The sequence below is a fragment of the Providencia sp. PROV174 genome (genome assembly GCF_028480685.1).
GTDB classification, from domain to species: Bacteria; Pseudomonadota; Gammaproteobacteria; order Enterobacterales; family Enterobacteriaceae; genus Providencia; species Providencia rettgeri.
Map to the genome: position 1 here is coordinate 332,407 of NZ_JAMPOT010000014.1, position 18,839 is coordinate 351,245.

Consider the following 18,839-nt stretch of genomic DNA (forward strand, 5'->3'; position numbering starts at 1 on the left):
TTTATTTCCTGACTGAAAAAAACTAATTACATTCGTTTTTTCGCATTAGTTTTATTTATATTGCTATGGTGGGCTTTATTTATTAAGCCATCATTCAAACTCTAGTTTTGGTGATATTTTGCACCGTTGGACTCTAAATGTAAGGGTTTTGAGTGATCATTCTCAATTATTTAACAAAAATCGCTGGCAAAAGCAGAGCGCAATCAGTAATACAGAGGAATGGTAGCCCTATTTTTTTTTATAGAATAGAACCGCAAACAGTGGTAGGTTTTTAAAAAGTTATCGTTTGCGTCGGGTTAAAATTATCACGTGATTTTGTTGCAGATGGGTAATTTTCACCACGCAATCACCCTGTCATATTAATAATGTAAAGAGGGTATTCATGGTAAAGCAAACAACACTATATGATGAACATATAGCCTGCGGTGCAAAAATGGTCGATTTTCATGGTTGGATGATGCCGTTGCATTATGGTTCACAGATCAATGAACATAATTTTGTCAGAACCGAAGCAGGGATGTTTGATGTTTCCCATATGACTATTGTCGATTTACACGGCGAAGGCTGTCGTGATTTTCTGCGTTATCTTCTCGTCAATGATATCAATAAACTTACAGAGCAAGGTAAAGCCTTATATACAGGCATGCTGAATGCTTCTGGTGGTGTTATTGATGACTTGATTGTGTATTACCTCGCTGATGACTTTTATCGTCTCGTCGTCAATTCAGCAACGCGTGATAAAGACCTCGATTGGATTGAACAGCATGCTAAAGGCTATGCGGTTGAAATTCGTGTTCGTGATGATTTAGCGCTATTGGCTGTTCAAGGGCCACAAGCACCAGAAAAAGTTCATTCATTACTCAGTGCGGAACAAAACAGTGCTATTGAAGGAATGAAACCATTTTATGGCGTTCAAGCCGGTGATTTATTCATCGCAACCACTGGGTATACGGGTGAAAAAGGCTATGAAATTGCCATGCCTAAAGAGCAGGTTGTTGAATTTTGGCATAAGTTACTCAACGCAGGGGTTCACCCTGCGGGCCTAGGGGCACGTGATACTTTACGCCTTGAAGCCGGTATGAACCTATATGGGCAAGATATGGATGAAAGCATTTCTCCCCTTGCCGCGAATATGGGCTGGACGATCGCTTGGAAACCAGAAGATCGTCAATTTATTGGCCGTGAAGCATTGGAAAAATTACGCGAACAAGGTACTGAAAAACTTGTCGGTATTGTGATGCGTGAAAAAGGTATACTGCGTGCGGGGCAAGTTGTCCGCTTTACTGATGAACTAGGGAAACTACAAGAAGGGGTGATAACCAGTGGCTCTTTCTCGCCAACCCTTGGCTTTAGTATTGCATTAGCGCGTGTCCCGAACGGAATTCAAGACAAAGCAATTGTTGAAATCAGACAAAGAGAAATGCCAGTTGAAGTCGTTAAACCGGGCTTTGTCCGTGAAGGAAAATGCTTAGTGTAATTTGGGCGAATCTAATTAATAAATTTAAAAATTGAGAGGCTAATGATGAGCAATACACCTAAAGAATTAATGTACACCCGTGAACATGAGTGGCTGCGCGATGAAGGTAATGGTGAGTTTACGGTTGGTATCACCGAACATGCGCAAGAAACGTTAGGTGACATGGTGTTTGTTGATTTACCCGAAGTAGGTACTGCAGTAAGTGCAGGTGATGACGTTGCAGTCGTCGAGTCAGTTAAAGCGGCATCCGATATTTACGCACCACTGAGTGGCGAAATTGTGGCGGTTAATGGCGAACTGAATGATGCACCAGAACTCGTGAACGAACAGCCATACCAAGAAGGTTGGATTTTCCGTATTAAAGCATCCGATACCGCAGAGCTGGCGGATTTAATTGATGCGGCGGGTTATACCTCTATGATCGAAGCCGAAGAATAAAATCCTAGTCATATTTCTTCTTGTGGCGGCGTTGGCTTCGCTCATTCGCCCTAGTCACATACTGATGTATGCTCCTAGGGTCTTATTCGTTTGCCGCCTAGCCACAAGATGAACTATTTATGGGATTTATTAATACGCTTGTTTTATGGGTGGATGCACTCAACAACTCGGGTTACATACTTGTGTATGTTCCCCAAGATTGTCTTCGTTTACCGCCTAGCCATAACGCAAACTATTTAGAATAAACACTTTTTAGTGATAGCCATAAGATGAGCTATTTAGACGATTGATAAAATCTAATTAGTTAGAAACAAGAAACAACCGCAATATCATTGATTTTAAGCGTTATCTCGCAAGTTCCGTAATAACCGCCCTACAACTTATGCATAGCAGACAAAGGATGGGAACACAGATATGTCGATGTCACTGAGTCAATTAGAAAACCGTTCAGAATTCATTTCGCGCCACATTGGTTCATCAGAACAACAATTAAAAACCATGTTAGACACCGTGGGTGCAACGTCATTAGATGCTTTGATGGACAAAATTGTCCCTAAAGCCATTTTGCTTGCAGAGCCGCCAAGAGTGGGTGGGGGAGCAACTGAGCAAGAAGCCTTAGCGGAATTAAAAGCGATAGCGTCACTCAATAAGCGCTACAAAAGCTACATTGGTATGGGGTATACGCCAGCGGTGCTTCCGCCAGTTATCTTGCGTAATTTATTAGAAAACCCGGGTTGGTACACCGCTTATACGCCATATCAACCGGAGGTATCACAAGGCCGTTTAGAATCATTATTGAATTTTCAACAGTTAACTATCGACCTTACTGGTTTAGACCTTGCCTCAGCGTCGTTATTGGATGAAGCCACTGCTGCGGCTGAAGCTATGGCAATGGCAAAACGGATCAGCAAACTGAAAGACGCAGAACGTTTCTTTGTAGCGGATGATGTTCATCCGCAAACGCTAGATGTCGTTCGCACGCGAGCGGGTACTTTTGGTTTTGAAGTGATTGTGGATAGCGCAGAGAAAGCATTGGAACACGAAGGTGTTTTTGGTGTGTTACTTCAACAGGTTGGCACGACAGGTAATGTCCATGACTACAGCGCGCTTTTTGCTCAGCTAAAAGCACGTAAAATTGTCAGCTGTGTTGCCGCAGATATGATGGCACTAGTATTACTGGCTGCACCGGGTAAGCAAGGGGCAGATATTGTCTTCGGTTCAGCGCAACGCTTTGGTGTTCCCATGGGGTATGGTGGGCCACATGCGGCATTTTTTGCGTGTCGCGACGAATTTAAACGGGCAATGCCGGGACGTATTATCGGTGTGTCGCGTGATGCGGCAGGTAATACCGCACTGCGTATGGCGATGCAAACCCGTGAGCAGCATATTCGCCGTGAAAAAGCGAATTCGAATATTTGTACATCCCAAGTGCTGTTAGCCAATATCGCAGCAATGTATGCGGTTTATCATGGGCCAAAAGGGCTGAAAATAATTGCAGAACGTATTCATCGCTTCAGCTCTATTTTTGCCAAGGCATTAGCAGACGCAGGTTTCGTATCACGCCATAAAACTTGGTTTGATACACTTTGTATTGAAGTTGCTGACAAAACAGCAGTGCTAGCGCGTGCTGAAAAAGCCAAAGTGAATTTACGCACTGACATTCGTGGTGCAGTCGGTGTAACTTTTAGTGAAATCACGACCCGCCAAGATTTAAATGAATTGTTTGCAGTGATAACAGGTGTCGAAACTAAGCTGGATTTTGAAAAACTAGACCAGTCAGTGTCAGCGACAGAACAAGCAATTCCAAACACGATGCAACGTGATGATGAAATTTTAGTACATCCCAACTTTCATCGTTACCACAGTGAAACCGAAATGATGCGCTATATGCATAGCTTAGAGCGCAAAGATTTAGCATTAAACCAAGCAATGATCCCACTCGGTTCTTGTACTATGAAGCTTAATGCGGCTGCGGAAATGATCCCAATTACTTGGCCTGAATTTGGCGAGCTACATCCGTTCTGCCCACCTGAGCAGGCGCAAGGTTATCATCAAATGATAGAACAGCTTTCTCATTGGTTAGTGCAATTAACCGGTTATGATACGGTTTGTATGCAGCCTAACTCAGGGGCTCAAGGTGAATATGCAGGCTTATTAGCTATTCGTCGCTATCATGAAAGTCGCAATGAAGGAGAGCGAAATATTTGTTTGATCCCAGCTTCTGCTCACGGTACTAATCCAGCTTCTGCGCATATGGCAGGTATGGAAGTGGTGGTAGTGCGTTGTGATGATGAAGGCAATATCGACTTAACTGATTTACGTGAAAAAGCCCAACAACATAGCGAAGCTCTTTCTTGTGTGATGGTAACTTACCCATCAACCCACGGGGTATATGAAGAAAGTATTCGTGAAGTGTGTGAAATTATTCACCAATATGGCGGTCAAGTATACCTTGATGGCGCAAATATGAATGCTCAGGTTGGGTTAACGACGCCAGGCTTTATTGGTGCGGATGTTTCTCACCTCAATTTACATAAAACATTCTGTATTCCTCATGGCGGTGGTGGCCCAGGTATGGGGCCTATTGGTGTGAAAAAACACTTAGCACCGTTCGTACCGGGGCACTCCGTGGTTGAGCAAGAAATGTTAACTGACCAAGGTGCGGTATCCGCCGCCCCATTTGGCAGTGCATCAATTTTGCCAATTAGCTGGATGTATATTCGTATGATGGGCTCTTATGGCTTACGCAAAGCCAGCCAAGTTGCTATTTTGAATGCGAACTATATTGCTAAGCGTCTTTCTGGCTGTTATGACATTTTATATACAGGACAAGAAGGCTATGTGGCTCATGAGTGTATTGTCGATTTACGTCCGATTAAAAAAGATACGGGTATCAGTGAACTCGATATTGCTAAGCGTTTAATTGATTATGGTTTCCATGCACCAACCATGTCTTTCCCTGTGGCGGGAACATTAATGATTGAGCCGACAGAGTCGGAAAGTATTACGGAAATTGATCGGTTCATTGATGCCATGTTAGCTATCCGTGATGAAATTGACCAAGTAGTGAAAGGCCAATGGACGCTAGAAGATAACCCATTAGTGAATTCGCCTCATGTGCAAACAGAGTTAGCTGGGGAATGGCCTCATAGTTATAGCCGTGAGCTTGCCGTATTCCCTACTGAACAAACGAAAGCGAATAAATATTGGCCTGCGGTAAAACGCCTTGATGATGTGTATGGGGACCGTCACCTACACTGTTCGTGCGTACCGATTGAAGATTATATGTAGGAATAATTCACACCTTTCATTAAATAGTGTGAATTAAATACTCTTTAGGCTTGATTTCGGTGAGTTACTGAATTCAAGCCTTTATTTAGGATTTATTTAACCTAAATATTGTGAGATACCCGTATAATTTTTACCTTGGTGTAGCTTTTCCACAGCACCTGTTTCTATAATGACTCGGTAAACCCCTCCATTAAGGTCAGCCACATACATCAGTTGTGCAGGCTTATCATATGTGAGTCCAATAGCCTCTTTAAAACCACGGCTTATCACCTTGTAATGGCTTAATCCATCAGCAGAAATATTGGCACAATTTAAGCTATTACCATCGGGCTCAGCGCCTCTATCTGTCCAATATAAAATATGGTTTTCTTTATCAAGCAATAAATCAATAGGTTCGGGGAGGTCTTGAAGGAGTAATTGAATATCGTTTCGTTGATTGGCTAATTGTTGGGTTTCAGGCGTTAATGGTGCCCTAAAAATACGACCTAAATTGCCTTTAGGGGTTCCTTTCTGAGTCCAGTAGAGCCAATTATTTGCGACATCAACAGTAATGCCAACACATTGGTCTAAGATATTCACTTTATTGTGTTTATCTCGAGGTCTTGCTACATGGACGAATAAATCAGAACCATCGATATTACATGATGAAACCATACCTCCTTCACGGTCACACCAATATAATCGTTGATTCACTAAATCAAGGTGTAATTGTTTTGGCGTTCTTATTTTTCCATTGCCTAATAGCATTTTTCTGCCAGTACCATCAAAATTCATCACGTTGATGGAGCCATCGTCAGCTTCATAATCATTCCCCATATTGCTCCAATAAATTAATCGATTAGCAGGGTCAATGGCTATACCATCAGGGGTTCCGCCAAGTCCTTCGATAATTGGGATTGTTTGACGCGTTGATTTATTGAATTGAACTATAGCGGGTGAATGGACATCTAGTAGTAAAAGGTAAGGATTTGAATATTCATTGAATTTTTGCATTTTAAACCTCACGGGCAAATGTTCAATGATAAAGATAGGAGTGATATTAATAATTGGCAAGTTATTAATATTGGCATTTCTATATAAGTCGAGATTAATAATTATTAAAAAATATAAAGTGGTTTATTATTTAAATTGAAATAATGAATTAGTGAAAGGTATATCTTGCTACGAGCAATACACATTAGATTAGATGAGTGTAAAACGTTAAATGAAGCGGCTTTTCAGCCGCTTTGGTGACAATTACAGCAACCAGCCTTTTTGCTGAGCTAGCTCCAATTGTAATTTAAGTTGTTGATAGAATTCAGGGAGGATCTGCTGAATATAATCACATTTACTGAGAACTTGTTCCAGACGAATGTGGTTTTCGACCCAGCTTTGCCCTTGATTGTGCAGGTTCATCAGCATTGGCATTGCTCGGTCAATGGCATTCGCATACACAGATTCCGGGCTTTCTAATGCATCATACTCATTCCATAAAGCTAGCAATGTTTCATTTTGCGGGCTAGGTAGTAAGTTAAAAATACGCTTAGCCGCTTTAACTTCTTCTTCATGAATAGCATCACGAGCGGCATTATCAAATACCAATACATCACCTGCGTCAATTTCAACAATATCATGCACAAGGGCAAGTTTTATCGCATGTTCGATATTAACGCCTTGTACATAAGGTGCAAAACTCATTGCGGCAACCGCAAATTGCCAACTGTGTTCTGCCGTATTTTCTTGGCGTTCACGGTTTAATAACTTGTTTTTACGATAAACACTTTTGAGTTTATCTAATTCCATCAAAAATTGGACGACTTCGGTAAAAGCCCCAAAATTAACCACCTCTACGGGCTTACTACCTAATGCAGATGACATAAAAACTCCAATTAATTCTCTTCTAATGAATAAGGTAATGGTGCGATAGTTAGATGACTTTGCTCATCACCCATAACACGGAAAACGCTATCGGCTTCCATATCGTTATTCATAATGACTTGTACATAGATTTCGCCACTACCTAAGCGAATAGCCGCTAGTACCGTTCCTGTTCGGCGCCATTTATCACCAAGCTGCCATTCCACACCTTCACCAATGGTAGGAATGGTGGTACCTGTGCCTTTTAAGGTATACATCGCACGTTTATTTGCACCGCGGAATTTTGCACGGGCAACCATTTCTTGACCGGTATAACAGCCTTTTTTAAAGCTAATACCATGAGGTAAGGCTTGTAAATTGGTTGCTTGAGGTAAATGTTGGGCACTGTTTTGTTGATCGATAACCGCAAAACCTGCTTCGATATCAAGGGCTAGCCATTGTTCATCATTGACTTGAATAGCACCCAAGGTTTGAGCCATTTTTTGTGCTGTTTCTTCGCTGGTGATTACCAGAAAACGCTCTGTGGGCAATGCAAAATGCAATATGGTGGAAGCGCCGTCAGTAACCACTTGGTTTTGGTCGTCAGGTAATGCAGTAAATAGTGTTGCCAGCGCTTCTCTAGCGCCTTTACCTGCGACCCCAATTAATTTCAGATCCGGTTTCTTTTCAAAAGTGACTTTCGAGAAAACGGCATATTTTTTCAGTTCAGCGAGTTGTGAATCGGCAACGCTAGTTCTTAATAAATAGGAATAGCCATCTAAGTGATGGAATAAGCGGAGGTCACTCCACATCTTACCTTTGGGATCACAGTGTGCTGTTAATGTGTGCGATTGCGTGAGTATGGCAATATCCGCGGTCACTTGGCCTTGCAGGTATTTTTCTGCATCGGCGCCGTGAAGGTGAATAAGTTCCCAGTTTTCCAGTGAAATCAAAACGAGTGGTAAAGACTGAGATCCGAGAGGAAATTGCTGTGTACTATCAATGTGGTTAGTCATGATTTCACCTATTGTTCTTTGATAGATAAGGGTGCCTAATGGTAAAATAGCTAGATAACATTGCAAGTAGTTATTATGATGAACCTGTATTATCTAATAGTTTTTCATCAGCTGTTTGTAGAAAAACGGTATTTTACTACTAAAATTACAACTATGTAGTCTATAACATGTTTTCTTGGCAGATAATCTGTTAGAGTATGGAAAATAATCAATCTAATCAGTTAACTGCAAAAAAGGCCGTAGTAGAATGGATATTGAGAATAAAGCGCGAATTCATTGGGCATGCCGCCGTGGTATGCGTGAATTAGATATTTCAATCATGCCGTTTTTTGAGTATGAATATGATAACCTGACAACCCAAGATAAGCAGGTATTTGTTCGATTATTAGAATGTGCGGACCCTGATTTATTCAACTGGTTAATGAATCATGGTCGCCCAGATGATGACGAACTTTTTCGTATGATTAAACTGATTCAGGAAAAAAATAAAAATCGTGGTCCTGTGGAAATCTAATCTCTCCATTTCATGGAAAACTCAATTGTTCTCAACCTGTGTTCATGGGGTCATTGGGATGTTTTTACTTCTGACTCCATGGTCTCCTGGTAACTCAATGATATGGCTGCCGCTACTAGTGGTGGTCGTTGCGAGTTGGGCGAAGAGTCAGAAAAATATCAGTAAAATAAAAGGGGTTGCTGTACTGGTTAATGGCAATAAGCTTCAGTGGAAGAAAAACGAGTGGCGAATACTGAAAGCACCTTGGCTTACTCGTTACGGCATATTGCTGACATTAGAAGCCTTACAAGGTAAACCGCAAAAGATCCATTTATGGGTAGCTAAAGACGCACTTTCGGAGGAAAACTGGCGTAATTTAAACCAGTTATTGCTGCAATACCCTGATATTTAGGCTACCAAGAACAACCAAATTGGTGGCCTAAATACGGCTAGATAGCCCTCACGTTGGGTTATCGATTCAGCAAGCAAACATCAGTTTGCATCATAATAGCGCTTCAATTTCCTGAAAAATCTGTACGCACCATTGCGCTATGCGTTCATCGGTCTGTTCAAACTGGTGGACTTCATCTAATGCAAGCCCAACAAACATATCACCAGTTTCATTGAGTGGTTTAGGGCTATCAAAGGTATAGCCTTCGGTCGGCCAGAAGCCAACAAATTTAGCACCAGTTGGTTTTAGTTGATGGTAGAGCATGCCAAGGGCATCAAGAAACCACTCGCCATAATCTATTTGGTCACCAAGACCATACATCGCAATGATTTTATTTGCGAGGTTAAGATTGGGAAGCGCTTCCCAAATTTCAAGCCAATCTTCTTGTATTTCACCAAAATCCCACGTAGGTATTCCCAAAATAAGAACATCATACTGTTCCATTTCTGCAGGCGGTGTATCGTTAACGTTATGCAGTGTGACGAAATCATCGCCGAGAATATCACGTATTTTTTCTGCAACCATTTCGGTATAACAGGTACTAGAACCGTAAAAAAGACCTATTTTCATATATATTATTACTATGTCCAGCTATGGTTTTCATCACAAGAGATGTATTGTAACAGAAGCAACCACATTCAGGCATAATAGAATCGTGTGGTATTATCTAAAGGAAGTAGATTTGTCGTGGAAACAAAACAACTTAATCCATTAATTGAACAATTTCTTGATACAATTTGGCTTGAACAAGATCTTGCCGAAAATACATTAGCTTCTTATCGTAATGATCTTCAATTATTAGATAAATGGCTTGATGCTCACCAGCTGCATTTAGAAAATGTTCAATCAATTGACTTGCAATCTTTTTTTGCTGAACGCATTGATTGTGGATATAAAGCAACTAGTTCAGCACGTTTATTAAGCGCGATGCGTCGGTTATTCCAATATTTGTATCGGGAAAAAATCCGACTGGATGACCCTTCAGCAGTGATTGCAGCACCCAAAATCCCGCAGCGTTTACCCAAAGATTTAAGTGAAAAACAAGTTGAAGATTTATTAAACGCACCTGCTACCGAAGATGCTTTAGAGCTACGTGATAAAGCTATGTTAGAAGTACTATATGCATGTGGTTTACGTGTATCTGAATTAATCGGCTTAACTTTTTCAGATATAAGCTTGCGGCAGGGGGTTATTCGTGTTGTCGGTAAAGGCGATAAAGAAAGATTGATTCCCTTGGGGGAAGAGGCAATATATTGGCTAGAGAAATACATTGATGAAGGTCGCCCTGATTTATTAAATGGCAAAACGAGCGATATTCTATTCCCAAGTAAGCGTGGCACGAAAATGACTCGGCAAACGTTTTGGCACCGAATAAAATATTACGCCGTACTTGCTCATATTGACAGTGAGCTACTCTCACCGCATGTTCTAAGACACGCATTTGCCACCCATTTACTCAATCATGGGGCCGATTTACGCGTGGTACAAATGTTGTTAGGTCATAGCGATTTATCAACCACACAAATTTATACTCATGTTGCGACTGAACGGTTACGAGTATTGCATGAGCAGCATCATCCAAGGGGGTGATGCATGATTAAAGGACTATCTATGAAACGCAAATTGTTATTATTGGCTGCCGCATGTATTGCGTCGTTTACTTCCACAGTTTATGGGGCAACGGAAGAAAAAGTTATCCGTGATACATTGGAAAAATACAATATGGTTGTTGAGGTGATTAAACCTTCACCCATTGTTGGGTTGAATGTTGTTGAAACATCAACCGGCGTTGTATACATCACAGATGACGGCAAGTATTTATTGCAAGGGCCAATTTATGATATGAGCGGTAAAACCCCGGTTAATATCAGTAACCAGCCGTTATTGAAAAAAGTAGAGGCGCTAAAAGATGAAATGATTATCTTTAAAGCCCCTCAAGAAAAGTATGTTGTGACCGTTTTTACCGATATTAGCTGTGGTTATTGTAAAAAATTACATGAGTCTGTTGATGAATTAAACCGCCAAGGTGTCACTGTGCGTTATCTGGCTTATCCACGCCAAGGCGCAGATAGTGACGTAGGAAAAAAAATGGCGTCTATCTGGTGTAATGGCCTACAACAAAAGGCACTAACTCAAGCGTTTAAAGGTGAGGACGTTGCGATCATTGATGACTGTAAAATTGACCTAAGTAAGCACATGAGTGTGGGTAATTTATTTAAAGTGACGGGAACTCCAGCAATCATCCTACCTGATGGGCAAATGTTACCTGGCTATATGAAACCGGATGCCCTTGTTCAATTACTCAACGAAAAATAGTTAATTATTGTGAATGTAGAAACGCTCTTACAACAAAGACAGCAACAAAGCTCTGCGGCTCAACTCCCTGGCTTGCCTGAACTATTACAACGGATTTACCAACATCGGGGCATCACGGACATAACTCAGCTAGAGCGTAAAGCAGCTAATTTATTGGATTATCGGACATTATCGGGTGTTGATAAGGCACTACCACTACTTTATCGCGCATTAAATGAACATGAAGCTATTACCATTGTTGGCGATTTTGATGCCGACGGAGCAACGAGTACGGCATTAGCGATTCGAGCTCTAAAATCAATGGGATATAGAAATATCAATTATATCGTTCCGAACCGTTTTGAAAATGGTTATGGTTTAACGCCATTGGTTGTTGAAGAAGCTAGTAAACGCGGAACAAATCTCATTATAACGGTTGATAATGGCATTTCATCTCATGAAGGGGTTGCCGCTGCTAATCATTATGGAATGAATGTAATTATTACCGATCACCATCTGCCGGGGGAAACGTTGCCTGCTGCGGATGCGATAATCAACCCGAACTTAGATGAATGTTGCTTTGCATCTAAATCATTAGCGGGGGTGGGTGTCACATTTTATTTAATGTCAGCCTTACGTGCGTATTTACGTCAGCAAGGATGGTTTGCGAAACAAGGGTTAGCAGAGCCTAATTTAGCCGAATACCTTGATTTGGTTGCACTAGGAACCGTTGCCGATGTGGTGCCTCTTGACACCAATAACCGTATTTTAGTTCACCAAGGGCTAAACCGTGTTAGAGCAGGGCGTTGTTGCGCAGGTATTAAAGCCCTCATTGAGGTTTCCAAACGAGATTTATCCAGGTTAGTGGCAAATGACTTTGGTTTTGCTCTCGGTCCTAGGTTAAACGCGGCAGGTCGATTAGATGATATGTCAGTGAGTATTGAATTATTACTGACAGACGATATGGCGTATGCAAGGGAACTGGCGAATGAATTAGATGGGTTAAATCAAACCCGTCGTGAGATTGAAGCGGGTATGCAACAAGAAGCACTCGTGCTTTTTAATCAATTCGAATACGGTGAAAGCCAGTTACCGAATGGCTTAGCCATATATCATCCTGAATGGCATCAAGGCGTTGTCGGTATACTCGCCTCAAGGATCAAAGAACAATATCATCGTCCAGTTATCGCATTTGCCCCTGCAGGTGATGGTTTATTAAAAGGTTCTGGCCGCTCTATTCAAGGTGTTCATATGCGGGATGCACTAGAACGGTTGAATACGTTACAACCCGGCATCATGCAAAAATTTGGGGGGCATGCTATGGCAGCAGGTTTGACTTTGCATGTTGAACAGTTTGACGCCTTTAAACATCATTTCGAATTATTGATGGGTGAATTAGTTCAACCTGAACAATTAGCTGGAGTAATCTGGAGTGATGGTGAGCTTTCACGGCATGAGTTTTGTTTAGAAACAGCAGAACTTATTCGAGAAAGCGGTCCTTGGGGGCAAGCATTTCCAGAACCTGTCTTTGATGGTGAGTTTCAATTATTACAGCAAAGGCTGGTCGGCGAACGTCATCTGAAACTGATGCTAGAACCTGTGAATGGTGGGCCTATGTTAGATGCAATTATGTTTAATATTGATGTCCGTAGGTGGCCAGACAACAGTGTCAAAAAAGCTAAAATAGCCTTTAAATTAGACGTAAACGAATATCGTGGACAAAAAAACGTACAATTAATGATTGAGCATATTTGGCCGGATTAAGCGGGTTATAAACCAGAAGAATAACCAGTAAATAGCGTTTGATGGCGCTATAAACATGAGATAAATTCCGCTATACTAAGCGGTTTGTGAATAAAAAATTATTTTTGACTAACCATAAGATATTGAAAAATGACGTTTGAAATAAACCCAGTAAAAAGTAAGATTCAGGACCTGTCTGAACGGACAGTGGTTCTGAGGGGGTATCTTTGACTATGATGCCAAGAAAGAACGCTTAGAAGAAGTCAACGCTGAGCTTGAACAGCCGGATGTCTGGAATGAACCCGAGAGAGCACAAGCCCTTGGTAAAGAACGATCATCGCTTGAGGCAATTGTTGAAACGATTGACCAGATGACGCAAGGCCTTGAAGATGTTGAAGGTTTATTAGAGCTAGCGGTTGAAGCAGATGATGAAGATACATTCAATGAAGCAGAAGCTGAATTAGAGCAATTACAAGGCAAGTTAGAGCAACTTGAATTTCGTCGTATGTTTTCAGGCGAATACGATAGCGCAGACTGCTACATTGACTTACAAGCGGGTTCTGGCGGTACTGAGGCTCAAGATTGGGCAAGTATGTTATTACGCATGTACTTGCGTTGGGCCGAGTCAAAGGGCTTTAAAACCGAAATTATCGAAGAGTCTGATGGTGATGTTGCTGGGCTAAAGTCAGCAACAGTCAAAATTATTGGTGACTATGCCTACGGATGGCTAAGAACGGAAACGGGTGTTCACCGTTTGGTTCGTAAGAGTCCGTTTGATTCGGGTGGGCGTCGCCATACTTCTTTTAGTTCTGCGTTTATTTATCCTGAAGTTGATGATGATATTGATATCGAAATCAATCCAGCAGATTTGCGTATCGATGTGTACCGTGCATCTGGTGCTGGTGGTCAGCACGTAAACAAAACGGAATCAGCGGTACGTATCACACATATTCCAACCAATATTGTGACGCAATGCCAGAATGACCGTTCGCAGCATAAAAATAAAGACCAAGCTATGCGCCAGTTAAAAGCGAAGCTATACGAACTGGAAATGCAAAAGAAAAATGCAGATAAGCAAGCGATGGAAGAGAACAAGTCTGATATTGGCTGGGGAAGCCAGATTCGTTCTTATGTCCTTGATGATGCAAGAATTAAAGATTTACGTACTGGTGTGGAAACGCGTAACACGCAAGCCGTACTGGATGGTGATTTGGATAAATTCATTGAAGCTAGTTTAAAAGCTGGCCTGTGAGGGAAAAATGTCTCAGGAACAACAAGGTGTTGAACAAGCACCTGATTTGAATAACGAACTTAAAGCCCGTAAAGAAAAATTAGCGGCACTGCGTGAAAAGGGTATTCCATTTCCAAATGATTTTCGTCGTGAAGATATTTCCGACAAAATTCATGCGCAATATGATGATAAAACATCCGAAGAGCTTGAAGACTTAAATATTGAAGTATCGATTGCTGGTCGTATGATGACGCGTCGTATCATGGGTAAAGCATCGTTTGCCACGTTACAGGACGTTGGCGGACGCATTCAAATTTATGTATCGCGTGATGACTTAGCAGAAGGCATCTATAACGAACAGTTTAAAAAATGGGACCTAGGCGATATTTTAGGTGCTAAAGGCCGTTTGTTTAAAACCAAAACTGGCGAGTTAACTGTTCATTGTCATGAAGTTCGTTTATTAACCAAAGCGTTGCGTCCATTACCTGACAAATTCCACGGTCTATCAGACCAAGAAACACGTTACCGTCAGCGTTACCTTGATTTAATCGCTAATGATGAATCTCGTCATACTTTTATTGTTCGTTCGAAGATCCTCGCTGAAGTACGTAACTTTATGGTTAGCTACGGCTTTATGGAAGTAGAAACACCGATGATGCAAGTCATTCCAGGTGGGGCTTCTGCACGTCCATTTGTGACTCACCATAATGCATTAGATATCGATATGTATTTACGTATTGCGCCTGAATTGTACCTCAAGCGCTTAGTTGTGGGTGGTTTTGAACGTGTATTTGAAATCAACCGTAACTTCCGTAATGAGGGGCTATCTCCACGTCATAACCCAGAGTTCACTATGATGGAACTCTATATGGCTTATGCGGATTACCGTGACTTAATCGCGTTGACAGAAGATTTATTCCGTACACTGACACAAAAAGTATTAGGCAATACCGTTGTACAGTATGGTGAGCAAGAGTTTGATTTTGGTAAACCTTTTGCCAAACTCACTATGAAAGAAGCTATCTGCAAATATCGCCCTGAAACCAATGTTGCTGATTTGGATGATATGGATAAAGCGGTGGCGATTGCTCAGTCTATTGGTATTAAGATTGAAAAGAGCTGGGGCTTAGGCCGTATTCAGTGTGAAATTTTTGAAGAAGTTGCAGAAAGCCACTTGATTCAGCCAACATTTATTACTGAGTATCCAGCTGAAGTTTCACCATTAGCACGTCGTAACGATGATAATCCATTCATTACAGACCGCTTTGAATTCTTCATTGGTGGCCGTGAAATTGGTAACGGCTTCTCGGAATTAAATGATGCAGAAGACCAAGCTGAGCGTTTTGCTGAGCAAGTTCGTCAAAAAGACGAAGGTGATGACGAGGCAATGTTCTATGATGAAGACTATGTTACTGCATTAGAACATGGTTTACCGCCAACGGCCGGTTTAGGTATTGGTATTGACCGTATGGTGATGTTATTCACGAATAGCCATACTATTCGTGACGTTATTTTATTCCCCGCTTTACGTCCTAACAAAGCTTAAATACATCATGCCCGGTTAATTCCGGGCATATATTTATAAGCTATCAATATTACTCTTCACATGCTTTATTCAAGCAATCATTTTAGTTAAAAGATAAAATATCATTTACTAGACGTTAAATGAGTAACGTAAAATAAAATCACTGAAAAGTGTTTTTTTAGTGATTATCACTATGTAATCACTATGTTTTAATTAAAAATAAATTTGAGTTACGAATCGTATCAATTTAATATAAGTAATTCTGACAGATAACTGCTATGCTTTATTACGTAGCTGAATGTCTATAAATACGTTTTTTGATAAAAATATGATTCTATTTATAATTTTTAATTACTGTTAGCCTGTAGAATTGAATTAAGCAGGTTACCCATATTGGGTGTGATGGCGATTATTGCCATGTCATAGACTTAAATGTGCCAGCAGCTTGATAAATGAAATAGGATTTTTTTGTTAGCTAGCATTTTATTTGTTAACAATTGTTACAGATGACAGAACTAAAATAAGAGTTTACTTGAAAGGTATTGAATTGTTAGTAAGGTTTACCAAGTAACCTAATCGTTATCTGACATAAAATAATAAAAAATTCCGAAAAAGGTGTTAATTTATCCCTTTATCGGTCGACTAGTGAGAATTAGCTCATAAAATTAATGAAAATGTAGCAATAAAATAATTTTAAAACTAAAGTTAAGTTAATCTAAATTTATGAGATGACTCTATTTCTACATTCGGACTTATAGAAAATAGCTAATTTTTAGCTTACACTAGGTTTTTTGGACATCATTATAATAGCGAAGAAAAGTGCTGGTAAGGTAACCATATGTTTTTAAAAAATAAATTTCATGTTGCATCTTTGCTTATAGCAGGTACAGCTCTTCTTTCAGGTTGTACATTTGGCTCAGACACATACAATACAGCAACACCGAATACCCCAAGTAAACAGACAGTCAATGCAAGTACCGCTCAGCCAGTAACACAACCAACTGCGGATACGAATTCAGGCCAGACCGATAACACATACCCTGAATCTCAAAAAGTTTTAAATAGTGCCATTAGTCGTACACCAATAGCATCAACAAGCTATGGTGAAAATGGTGCTGATCAGCAATCATTTGCCCATTTAAATACGTGTGTTAAAGAATTAAACGCGCTCAAAACACTCTCACCTAAAGATTACAATCGCTTAGTAGGTTCATTTAAAGAAGTTAGCGAAATCAACCGTCTATATCGACAAGTTGAAAGTACTGCTAGCCCAGACACAATTGAATTATTACAAATGGCGATCGAATCCAAAACTAAAGTGTTGTGCGCAAAAGTTCGTTATAACTCAGTATTGTCTACCGAATCAACATTGAAGAAAATTAGTGGATTATGAGAATAAACCTTAGGCTTTGTGTGTCACTGGCACTTGTTACGACTTTTTTTAGTCATGCTCCAAAAGCAGAGCGCTTTAACAATGTAATTGATGATTTTGATACTTACCTTCAAATGGAAAAAGAAGGCAAAGTGCAAGAACAAAAGCAACAATTGCCAGTTAATACACAAAACCAAGGTTATGATATCTTTTCTTCGCTATCTACTGTTCCTGCGCCAAAAGAGAAACAAAAATCTGCGGCAGCTAAAGCTAATAAAGGAACTAAAGGCAAAGCAACAGGGAAAAATAAATCTGCGGCTACATCAACAAAGAAAACAGATGTAGTGAAAGCAGATCCTACTGAGCCTGAAAAAACAACGTTTCCTGAAGTGTGTGCGGTGACGACAGAAAATGGCGTAGCCCCTATTTTATTGTCGTCTTACCCTTACTTTTTTCAAAGTAACCAATGGGATCCTGCTTATCTAGCAAAAGATTTTGCAAAGTATCAATTGGTTCTTGACCCTCTCGGCTTATATGCGTCTAAATTTGCTAAGCCAACCGGTATTAATGCCTCTGCTTATCTTGAGCAGTTAGCGCAATTAATTGAACGTCAACAATTAACACATTTATATAAGTTTGGTATTGCTCAAGGAGTAGGCCAACTTATTGCCTATAATCATTTACTCAATGATGAACAACTCGTTTCTGAACTTATTAATCATAATAAGAGTATTGCGCAATTAACGCATACAATTACCGAAAAGCAATTTGAGATTGATAAATTAAATGATGAGGTTCTGAAGAATAAAGAGCAAATAGCTCAATTACAGGCGATTGTAGATTCATCAGATGACCAGTCTTTAGTTGACACATTAAAGACTAAATTGGCAGATGCACAAAAAACAATTGAGCAAAAGCAGAATAGCCTTGAGCAATTGAGCCAAGAAAATCAACAAACCCAAGAAACCATTGCTCAGCTTGAAAAGCAATTAAATGAAAGTGTTGTTGAACAAGCTCAACTTAAACAGCAATTAGCAGAGAAAGAACAGCAATTTGCTTCAGCGAATTTGAAAATTGAACAACTGACCGCTGATATTGCAAAATTAGAGTCAGATGCTAAAAATCAACTACAACTCGTTGGTAACACTGATGAACAGATGAAATCAGTGACAGCTGAACTTTTACAGCAAAAAGAGTTGTTAAAACAAAAAGAAAATGAACTAGCAACGGCTAAAAGTGAAAAAGATGACGTTCAATCTTCTTTAGTTGCTCAGCAAGAAAAAAGTAAATCACTTGAGTCTCAAAACCAGCAATTACAAGCCCAGTTGGTTGAAAAAGAACAATTAGCAGAAAAAATTCAAGCTTCCTTGGCGGAAAAAACCGAACAAGCAGAGCAAAAAGTTGCATTAGAAAATGCATTAAAAGCTGCTCAGGAGCAGCTAAATTCATATCAAAGTACGCAGAATACGTTAGCAAAACAGTTAGCTCAAAGTGAAAAACAGCAGGCGGACTTGCAGGCAAAACTCAGCCAGCAAGAGCAAAATTATGCCACCGCACAGGCGCAGCTGAAGCAAGCAAATGCGGATTTACAAAAGCTCCAAGCGGATGTGGAAAAACAAACCGCGTTGATGAGCCAAGCCAGCGATCAGAAAGTTAAAGCGCTGACGGCAG

The 18,839-nt window shown here is 40.5% G+C and carries 16 protein-coding genes; 12 read left to right on the plus strand and 4 right to left on the minus strand.

Going from position 1 to position 18,839, the window contains the following annotated elements:
- The first annotated feature begins 382 nt into the window (after positions 1-382).
- The 3 genes from gcvT (at position 383) to gcvP (ending at position 5,206) form a co-directional block, all read left to right on the plus strand.
- Positions 383-1,477 carry a glycine cleavage system aminomethyltransferase GcvT gene (gcvT, locus tag PSE60_RS14365; protein ID WP_272665834.1) on the plus strand — a complete coding sequence of 365 codons (1,095 nt, stop codon included), beginning with the start codon at positions 383-385 and terminating at the stop codon, positions 1,475-1,477.
- A gap of 45 nt (positions 1,478-1,522) precedes the next feature.
- Positions 1,523-1,915: a glycine cleavage system protein GcvH gene (gene gcvH, locus PSE60_RS14370; protein ID WP_123382449.1), complete on the plus strand. Its 393-nt coding sequence runs from the start codon at positions 1,523-1,525 to the stop codon at positions 1,913-1,915.
- A gap of 414 nt (positions 1,916-2,329) precedes the next feature.
- A complete protein-coding gene (gene gcvP / locus PSE60_RS14375) occupies positions 2,330-5,206 on the plus strand; it encodes an aminomethyl-transferring glycine dehydrogenase (protein WP_272665835.1) in 2,877 nt (958 codons plus the stop codon).
- A 96-nt stretch (positions 5,207-5,302) separates the two neighbouring features.
- Here the strand turns inward: gcvP and PSE60_RS14380 are convergent, their stop codons facing one another.
- The 3 genes from PSE60_RS14380 to ygfZ all read right to left on the minus strand — a co-directional run bounded on the left by PSE60_RS14380 (position 5,303) and on the right by ygfZ (position 8,058).
- On the minus strand, positions 5,303-6,199 hold the full coding sequence (locus PSE60_RS14380; RefSeq protein WP_272665836.1) for a YncE family protein: 897 nt from the start codon (positions 6,197-6,199) through the stop codon (positions 5,303-5,305).
- A gap of 243 nt (positions 6,200-6,442) precedes the next feature.
- Positions 6,443-7,063: an HD domain-containing protein gene (locus PSE60_RS14385; protein WP_272665837.1), complete on the minus strand. Its 621-nt coding sequence runs from the start codon at positions 7,061-7,063 to the stop codon at positions 6,443-6,445.
- An 11-nt stretch (positions 7,064-7,074) separates the two neighbouring features.
- Complete coding sequence (ygfZ, locus tag PSE60_RS14390) at positions 7,075-8,058, minus strand: tRNA-modifying protein YgfZ (protein WP_272665839.1); 984 nt, start codon at positions 8,056-8,058, stop codon at positions 7,075-7,077.
- Between the two features lie 247 nt (positions 8,059-8,305).
- Between ygfZ and sdhE the strand changes: the two genes are divergently transcribed.
- Both sdhE and PSE60_RS14400 read left to right on the plus strand, forming a co-directional pair.
- Positions 8,306-8,572 (plus strand): FAD assembly factor SdhE, encoded by a 267-nt coding sequence (gene sdhE / locus PSE60_RS14395; protein ID WP_004913039.1) that lies wholly within the window; start codon positions 8,306-8,308, stop codon positions 8,570-8,572.
- The gene (locus PSE60_RS14400; protein ID WP_042851636.1) at positions 8,553-8,963 is read left to right on the plus strand and encodes a protein YgfX; all 411 of its coding nucleotides are present in this window, start codon (positions 8,553-8,555) and stop codon (positions 8,961-8,963) included. The genes sdhE and PSE60_RS14400 overlap by 20 nt, the downstream gene beginning before the upstream one ends.
- A gap of 90 nt (positions 8,964-9,053) precedes the next feature.
- Here PSE60_RS14400 and fldB read toward each other — a convergent pair whose 3' ends face one another.
- The gene (fldB, locus tag PSE60_RS14405; RefSeq protein WP_004913034.1) at positions 9,054-9,572 is read right to left on the minus strand and encodes a flavodoxin FldB; all 519 of its coding nucleotides are present in this window, start codon (positions 9,570-9,572) and stop codon (positions 9,054-9,056) included.
- A gap of 117 nt (positions 9,573-9,689) precedes the next feature.
- Between fldB and xerD the strand changes: the two genes are divergently transcribed.
- The 7 genes from xerD to PSE60_RS14440 form a co-directional block, all read left to right on the plus strand.
- Complete coding sequence (xerD, locus tag PSE60_RS14410) at positions 9,690-10,592, plus strand: site-specific tyrosine recombinase XerD (protein WP_109912915.1); 903 nt, start codon at positions 9,690-9,692, stop codon at positions 10,590-10,592.
- A gap of 21 nt (positions 10,593-10,613) precedes the next feature.
- Positions 10,614-11,318 carry a bifunctional protein-disulfide isomerase/oxidoreductase DsbC gene (dsbC, locus tag PSE60_RS14415; RefSeq protein ID WP_272665840.1) on the plus strand — a complete coding sequence of 235 codons (705 nt, stop codon included), beginning with the start codon at positions 10,614-10,616 and terminating at the stop codon, positions 11,316-11,318.
- Positions 11,319-11,327: 9 nt separating this feature from the next.
- A complete protein-coding gene (recJ, locus tag PSE60_RS14420; protein WP_272665841.1) occupies positions 11,328-13,061 on the plus strand; it encodes a single-stranded-DNA-specific exonuclease RecJ in 1,734 nt (577 codons plus the stop codon).
- Positions 13,062-13,190: 129 nt separating this feature from the next.
- Positions 13,191-14,292 (plus strand): peptide chain release factor 2 gene (prfB, locus tag PSE60_RS14425; protein ID WP_210837139.1). Its coding sequence is split into 2 segments (ribosomal slippage): positions 13,191-13,268 and positions 13,270-14,292, totalling 1,101 coding nucleotides; the frame shifts between segments, so codons are not numbered across the junction.
- Between the two features lie 7 nt (positions 14,293-14,299).
- Positions 14,300-15,817: a lysine--tRNA ligase gene (gene lysS, locus PSE60_RS14430; protein ID WP_210837137.1), complete on the plus strand. Its 1,518-nt coding sequence runs from the start codon at positions 14,300-14,302 to the stop codon at positions 15,815-15,817.
- 817 nt (positions 15,818-16,634) lie between these two features.
- Positions 16,635-17,189 carry a hypothetical protein gene (locus PSE60_RS14435; RefSeq protein WP_109912911.1) on the plus strand — a complete coding sequence of 185 codons (555 nt, stop codon included), beginning with the start codon at positions 16,635-16,637 and terminating at the stop codon, positions 17,187-17,189.
- 20 nt (positions 17,190-17,209) lie between these two features.
- The coding region (locus PSE60_RS14440) for a hypothetical protein (RefSeq protein WP_272665842.1) at positions 17,210-18,839 on the plus strand (1,630 nt) is incomplete at its 3' end.